This is a genomic window from Acinetobacter sp. AKBS16, assembly GCF_002899995.1.
GTDB classification, from domain to species: Bacteria; Pseudomonadota; Gammaproteobacteria; order Pseudomonadales; family Moraxellaceae; genus Acinetobacter; species Acinetobacter baumannii.
The window spans coordinates 14254-20645 of the sequence record NZ_POYH01000091.1; the positions used below are offsets into that span (position 1 = coordinate 14254).

At 37.5% G+C, this 6392-nt stretch carries 9 protein-coding genes; 4 read left to right on the forward strand and 5 right to left on the reverse strand.

Features of this window, described 5'->3' with window-relative positions; genetic code table 11:
• On the forward strand, positions 1 to 545 hold a 545-nt coding region (locus C1642_RS19760), incomplete at its 5' end, for an exodeoxyribonuclease VII large subunit (RefSeq protein ID WP_322869419.1).
• Positions 538 to 732, forward strand: coding sequence for an exodeoxyribonuclease VII small subunit (gene xseB / locus C1642_RS16365; RefSeq protein ID WP_000998196.1), 195 nt, complete (start codon positions 538 to 540; stop codon positions 730 to 732). The genes C1642_RS19760 and xseB, both read left to right, overlap by 8 nt.
• Positions 733 to 956: 224 nt before the next feature.
• On the opposite strand, the gene C1642_RS16370 is transcribed toward xseB, so the two are convergent.
• Positions 957 to 1181: a hypothetical protein gene (locus C1642_RS16370; protein WP_000825869.1), complete on the reverse strand. Its 225-nt coding sequence runs from the start codon at positions 1179 to 1181 to the stop codon at positions 957 to 959.
• Between the two features lie 50 nt (positions 1182 to 1231).
• Positions 1232 to 1825 (reverse strand): LysE family translocator, encoded by a 594-nt coding sequence (locus tag C1642_RS16375; RefSeq protein ID WP_000253369.1) that lies wholly within the window; start codon positions 1823 to 1825, stop codon positions 1232 to 1234.
• Positions 1826 to 2264: 439 nt separating this feature from the next.
• Here C1642_RS16375 and C1642_RS16385 point away from each other — a divergent pair, with 439 nt between their 5' ends.
• Positions 2265 to 2594, forward strand: a complete 330-nt coding sequence (locus C1642_RS16385; protein ID WP_000980495.1) for a hypothetical protein — start codon at positions 2265 to 2267, stop codon at positions 2592 to 2594.
• A gap of 478 nt (positions 2595 to 3072) precedes the next feature.
• The gene (locus C1642_RS16390) at positions 3073 to 3429 is read left to right on the forward strand and encodes a four-helix bundle copper-binding protein (protein ID WP_001088962.1); all 357 of its coding nucleotides are present in this window, start codon (positions 3073 to 3075) and stop codon (positions 3427 to 3429) included.
• A 591-nt stretch (positions 3430 to 4020) separates the two neighbouring features.
• Here C1642_RS16390 and C1642_RS16395 read toward each other — a convergent pair.
• The 3 genes from C1642_RS16395 to C1642_RS19765 form a co-directional block, all read right to left on the reverse strand.
• Entirely contained in the window at positions 4021 to 4428 is a 408-nt protein-coding gene (locus C1642_RS16395; RefSeq protein ID WP_000331908.1) for a GFA family protein, read from the reverse strand.
• 28 nt (positions 4429 to 4456) lie between these two features.
• A complete protein-coding gene (cueR, locus tag C1642_RS16400) occupies positions 4457 to 4858 on the reverse strand; it encodes a Cu(I)-responsive transcriptional regulator (RefSeq protein WP_001020650.1) in 402 nt (133 codons plus the stop codon).
• Between the two features lie 75 nt (positions 4859 to 4933).
• Positions 4934 to 6392, reverse strand: a 1459-nt coding sequence (locus C1642_RS19765) for a copper-translocating P-type ATPase (protein ID WP_228153950.1), incomplete at its 5' end; no start/stop codon positions are given.

A 6392-nucleotide genomic window follows, 5' to 3' on the forward strand; every position in this document is an offset into this window, starting at 1 on the left:
TTGCCGCCCTACTCTGTAAACGTAGCGTGCCGATTTGGGTCGGTATTGGACATGAAAAAGATCGTACTATCCTTGACGAGATTGCACACCGTTCGTTTGATACTCCAAGTAAAGTGATTGCGGGTATTCGCAACCATATTGTTGAACGTGTACAAGAAGCTGTGGACAACCTGCAAACAATCAAACTCTTGTCACAACATCAAATTACGACCTACCAAAGTAAGAGTGATCAATATCTACAACATATTAAATCCTCTGCCCAAGCTCAGCTTAATTCAGCTCACCAGTTCCTTGAGCAGATAAAGGAACGCATTCAATTTGTTTCACAGCAACAAGTTAAATTTTCTCTATCGCAAACTGAATCTCTTATGCGAGAAATTCTTTTGCAAAACCCGAAACAAATTCAAGCAAAAGGTTATGCAATTGTAAGATCAGAAGGCAAAGCAATTCGTTCCATTCACCAAATCACTAGCTCTACCATTACTGTTGATATGCAAGATGGAGCGATTAAGGCTAATATTACCGAGGTAATTCCAAATGAATGATAAAGAACTGACTTTTAAAGAAGGTCATGACATTTTAAAGCGAAATGCCGAATTACTTGAATCTCAAGAAAGCCCAGATATTGATAATTTGATGAAGATTGTTGAAGAATCCATTGGTGCTTATAAAGCTTGCAAATCTCGCATTGAAGCAGTCCAGCAAGCTTTAGATGAAACTTTTAAAGAATAAATTTACATAAAAAAAGCCCATTTCTACTTCTCATTGAAGAAATGGGCTTAGTGAACACCACTTAGTCCTGAAATACAAAAATGTGGATTAGGTCACATTTTTGCAAAAACATAGTCCCATAAGGACCCCTTAGTGTTCAAGATTTTAATTGTGTCTATACGTTAGTTTGCTTTTATTTTAAGCAACACTAAAACAGATGAAAAAATCAATTTTCCTTCGCCCCTCTATAATTCATCTTCATTAAACGGGCCGACTAATTTATAAATTTTTCCATCTTTTGGATTTTCATACAGTAAATCCATATTCGGTAGAATAATATCGTCATCAATTTCGATATGCTCTACACTTTTATACAGCTCTAATTTCTGATCATTCGCAGGTCTAACCTTTGCTAAAGCAATACTTTCTTGGTCAAACTGATCTTTAATAACAACTTTTAATCTCTTCATGAAAAAACTCCTGTATATTAAATTTTTTAATATAAATTAATTTGTTAGGTCTAAAATGAGCTAATCGCTGAATAGCCGATTGGCATGGCAAAAAAAGTTAAAATAAATGCAGCAATACGTTGTAAGTTACGTTGATTTAACCAAGTGACTTTATTTGAGATTAATACTGTACCAAACATAATCCATAAAAAAGCAATTGGGGTAATTAAAGCTAAAAAGACAACAATGTGAATAAAATATAAATGAGGAACTTCCCACGCTGCATGTGGAAAAATCGCTGAAGCAAAAAGTAAAGCTTTCGGATTTAAAAGTGTCGCAAGAAATAAAGCTTTTGGTGTAATAAGCGGTCGGTCTAACTTAATATCTTCAGACGATGTCATCCAGAGTTTAAAAGCAAGATAGAGTATAAAGCCCGCACTCATCAGCTTTAATATAGCTGGAAGCCATGGTATGAAATGAGACACCGATTCAAGTAAAACACCCCATGAGGTAATTGCGATCAGGTAACCTATGACCTCTGCCGGAATCAACTTAAGAGAATGCTTTACCCCTGCTTGTATGCCAGCCGAGGCTAATAATGTATTTGTTGGTCCTGGAGTCAACAAAATAGTGACTACAAGTCCAATAAATAAAAATGACACCATAGGCAAAAAACTCTATTGATTACGCTAGGCGAAATATGTCAAAAACAATCCTGTATTGTCGACAAAATCGTTGTAACAAGAAATATTACAAATATTTTTTATTTTTTAAAATCAAATCATTAATAAAAAATGAACTCAAGCTTCACTATAAATTATTCAATTTTAAATTTGCAAAATACGTCACATAAATTTTAAAAAAACCAAATTTAAGTTAAAAATAGACTTAATTTATCTATAAAAATGAAGTGGTTATTTTTGTATCTTTTTTAGTCAAATTCTCACGTTTTTCATCCCCCAAAAGAAAAATTACAGAGCTTGAAATTATCAAATTGATCAATATATATACACATGAAAATCGTGATTTTACTGAATAGATGTATCGTTCCCATCAATTCATTGATCGCCGCTTTCATCGAATTAAATAGTTGATGGAGGATGCATGATGAATGCTTATGTACGCCCTCATCCCGATGGTTTTAAATCTTATTTAGGAAAGGATCAGAAAACCGGCCTCTATACAGTACGGGTTGGTTGGACAGTATATGAAACCAATGCCAATGGTTCAGTTTTGTATATTGTTAAAGAGGAAAGTAAGATTCCACTGGATGTAGAAAAGTTTAAAACTGACCGACCTAAAATCTATGATGCGCTTTTAAATGAAGTGCAATTTCAACGCAGAAAACAATTGGCTATTGATCTTCAAAAGTCCAATATTCCCTCTTATGATCGTAAAGCCTACAAAAAGCGCCGCGGCTTTACAGGTTCTTAATTTAATCCACCCATAGTCAAGTCATACAGAAAAAGCACCCGTGGGTGCTTCTTCTTTATCGACCAGTTGCAATTAATACAAACAAACTCAGTATTAAAGTGCTTAATGATCGTTTGCAGTGTACGTGGACTTCATGCTCAGCTCCGTGAGCGTACTGTTCAATGTTTTCCATTACGTGTGCCCTTAAAGTTCACACTGATAATTTGCCTAATTTTCATACATTAAAAAATTAGCCAAAAGTATTATATCCAAACAAATTTTATTTTTTGTTTTTAGGTATCTCTTCTTAAGGTTTTACTGTCTTTTTAGAATTTAGCTAACAAAGTACCTGTAACATTCTTATACGAGGTTAATCTCGTATTGAGCATTTGTAGATCTTTCATTTCAAAGTGCCCGATAGGAAAAATGATTTTATAAAATGAAAAAAGATAACAATATTCGGTTTTTTAATAATGCCTTTCAAAAGGAGAATATTAAAATGAATAGCTCACAAGAACCAAATCAATCTCTGTTTAATCAAGCATCTACTTCTATTCAAGCCTGCATTGAATGTATGTTTGCTTGTAAGCATTGTGCCTCTGCATGTTTACAAGAAGAGCATGTGCATATGATGCGTGAGTGCATCAAACACTGCTTAACCTGTGTAGAAACCTGTCAGTTATGCACATCTTTAGAATTAAGACATTCCGAACTTGCTGAACAAGCCATGCAGTTATGTGCTAATGCATGTCAACTATGTGCAGCTGAGTGTAGTAAACACGAACATGAGCATTGCCAGGTTTGTGCAAAAGCATGTTTAGCATGTGCTCAAGCTTGTCAGGCATATCGTGCTTAATTTTTAGACGTGCTTAGAAACCTACGACCTATTACGTTCGTAGGTTTTTAAACTTTATAAAACAAAGAATTAAATTTTTAGATCAGATGAGTCATTACTTTTTTAGGCATAAAAAAAACCCGCATCTTGGGGAAAATGCAGGCTCTTAGATCTCCCACAACGACCATGAGTCCATTATTAAGCTTGAACTTTAAACCGTTAACTAAATGTACCCTTAATAAAAATAAATTGCAATACAGAATAGTCTGTATATTTGAAATATTTTATTATTTTTACATTACTTTTTCTTAAATAGTTTAAAAATATAAGCTATCCCACACTTAGAAATAACTTTTCATAGGCATTAAAAAAGCCCGTTTCACGGGCTTTTCTGCAACGTTGAGCACTCAAAAAATGTGTCTATCCATTTTTATTTGCTCTTTGCTAGCTGTTTATAAGGTCTTATCGTATCTTTTGCCCTGTCCCAAGTTTCCCTGTGGATCGAGGAGATATTACGATTACCTTAAGTACATTTATAGCACATTATTTATTCATGGCTAGTGCTGTTCACGTTTTTTTACAAATGGATAAAATACTTCAAACCTTCATATTTCAAGGGTTTTCGACGCCATTTGGGTACTGGCGAGCCGTATCACAAATTGGATACCACTTCACTTGTGAATTGACAAAAGCATGAGAGATGACTGGCGTCGATATTTCTTCATTAATGAGCCCTACCCTTAAACGCACCACATCAGGTTTATCTAAACGTTCACTCCAGACAGGTGAACCACAAGTTTTACAGAACACTCTCTTTTTATTAGGCGATGCAAAATACGCTTGCAAAAGATTTTCACCCTGTACAATCTCTAAATCGCTTTTTTGTACTTGAGTGATGGCCGCAAAAGCAGCTCCTTGTGCTTTTTGGCATTGCTTACAATGACAGACCATGATGGGTTCTAATTCGGCATTAATACGAAGTTGAATCCCATTACAAAGACAAGAAGCTGTATAAGCCATGATTTTTCCTTTTTTATTTTTATAAGGTTTAACTTACCCCTACACCTTTTTCAATGTGGTCTAAAATCGCACACGAAGCCTGTTGGTCACCACAGCAATCATCAGCTGAAGCCTGCAAAATATTAACCATTTCCTGTAAATGAGCAATTTTTTGCTTTAATTCGGCAATGTGTTTTACGGTTAAAGCTTTCACCTCTGCACTATGCCGATCGGTATTTTTCCAAAGCGAAATAAGCTCTTTCATCTGTTCAGATGAAAAACCTAACTCTCTGGCATGTTTTAAAAAGTTTAAAGTTTTAAGGTCTGTTTCTGAATAAATACGATAGCCAGAAGCAGAACGCTGAGCTGCTTCAAGTAAACCGATTTCTTCATAGTAGCGAATCATTTTCGCTGAAATGCCCGAATGTTTGGATGCCTGACCGATATTCATCTCACACCTCAAATATTAAATTTGGTTTAAGACCTGCTGTCATGATCTTAAACCAAAAGTTGATTTTCAGCACGCTTACTGTACTGGCGCATGAAAGCGTTTTAAGCGTAACGCATTGCCTAAAACAAAGACCGAAGAAAGTGCCATCGCGCCTGCTGCAAACATAGGTGAAAGTAATACACCAAATGCTGGATATAGCGCACCTGCTGCAATTGGAATCAGCGCAACGTTATATACAAATGCCCAGAACAGGTTTTGGCGTATGTTTCGCATAGTTGCTTTACTTAGCGCAATTGCGTTCGGTACGCCTTTTAAACTACCTGACATCAGCACCACATCGGCAGCTTCAATCGCAACATCAGTTCCTGTACCAATGGCTAAGCCCACGTCCGCTTGTGCCAAGGCTGGCGCATCGTTAATGCCATCACCTACAAAAGCTAAGCGACCATACTGTTTTTGCAATTGGCGAACTGTGTCCACTTTGCCTTCGGGTAAAACCTCTGCCACAACTTCATCAATGTTCAGCTTTTTGGCAATCGCTTGCGCCGTATGACGGTTGTCTCCTGTAATCATGGCCACTTTGAGACCTAATTTATGTAAGGCTTCAATCGCAGCATAGGTTGTTTCTTTAATTGGGTCTGCCACGGCAATAATTGCTGCAAGTTGCTGGTCAATGGCAACATAGAGTGGTGTTTTGCCTTCTTCACCTAACTGAGCAGCAATCGCTTGGAATGAGCTGGTGTCTAAACCAAGTTGGTGCATATAACGGTCTGCGCCAATTTGTACTTTTTGGCCTGAAACTTCCGCTTCAATACCTGAACCTGTAATCGAGTTAAATGCTGTTACTGGTAATAAGTTTAGGCCTTCGCTTTCTGCTGCTTGAACAATCGCAAGGGCAATTGGGTGTTCAGACTTGGCTTCGACTGAGGCCACTAAAGTCAGCACTTGGTTACGTTCAAAGCCAGATTGCACATTAAAGTCTGTCAGTGTCGGTTTACCTTCGGTGAGTGTACCCGTTTTATCAACGGCAACGACCTGTGCTTCTTGTAAAAGCTGCAAAGCTTCACCTTTACGGAACAAGACACCTAACTCAGCACCACGTCCAGTACCGACCATAATAGAAGTTGGCGTTGCAAGACCCATCGCACAAGGACAAGCAATAATCAGTACCGCAACAGCATTCACCAAGCCAAAAGTTAGCGCAGGCTCTGGTCCCCAAATAAACCAAACCAAGAAAGTAATTGCAGCAATTAGCATGACAGCCGGTACAAACCACATAGTGACTTTATCGACTAAGCCCTGAATCGGAAGTTTAGAACCTTGGGCTTGCTCAACCATGCGAATAATTTGTGAAAGTACAGACGAAGAACCAACAGCGGTTGCCCGAATGTTTAGAGTACCGTTTTGATTAACTGTACCCCCAACTACTTGTTGCCCTATTATTTTTTCAACAGGAACAGGCTCACCCGTAATCATAGATTCATCAATATAGCTGTGCCCTTCAACCACCTCACCATCGACTGGCACACGCTCA

Coding starts and splice junctions, on each gene's coding strand:
- xseB (WP_000998196.1), top strand. CDS start 538: ATGAATGATAAAGAACTGACTTTTAAAGAAGGTCATGACATTTTAAAG.
- C1642_RS16370 (WP_000825869.1), bottom strand. CDS start 1,181: ATGAAGAGATTAAAAGTTGTTATTAAAGATCAGTTTGACCAAGAAAGT.
- C1642_RS16375 (WP_000253369.1), bottom strand. CDS start 1,825: ATGGTGTCATTTTTATTTATTGGACTTGTAGTCACTATTTTGTTGACT.
- C1642_RS16385 (WP_000980495.1), top strand. CDS start 2,265: ATGATGAATGCTTATGTACGCCCTCATCCCGATGGTTTTAAATCTTAT.
- C1642_RS16390 (WP_001088962.1), top strand. CDS start 3,073: ATGAATAGCTCACAAGAACCAAATCAATCTCTGTTTAATCAAGCATCT.
- C1642_RS16395 (WP_000331908.1), bottom strand. CDS start 4,428: ATGGCTTATACAGCTTCTTGTCTTTGTAATGGGATTCAACTTCGTATT.
- cueR (WP_001020650.1), bottom strand. CDS start 4,858: ATGAATATCGGTCAGGCATCCAAACATTCGGGCATTTCAGCGAAAATG.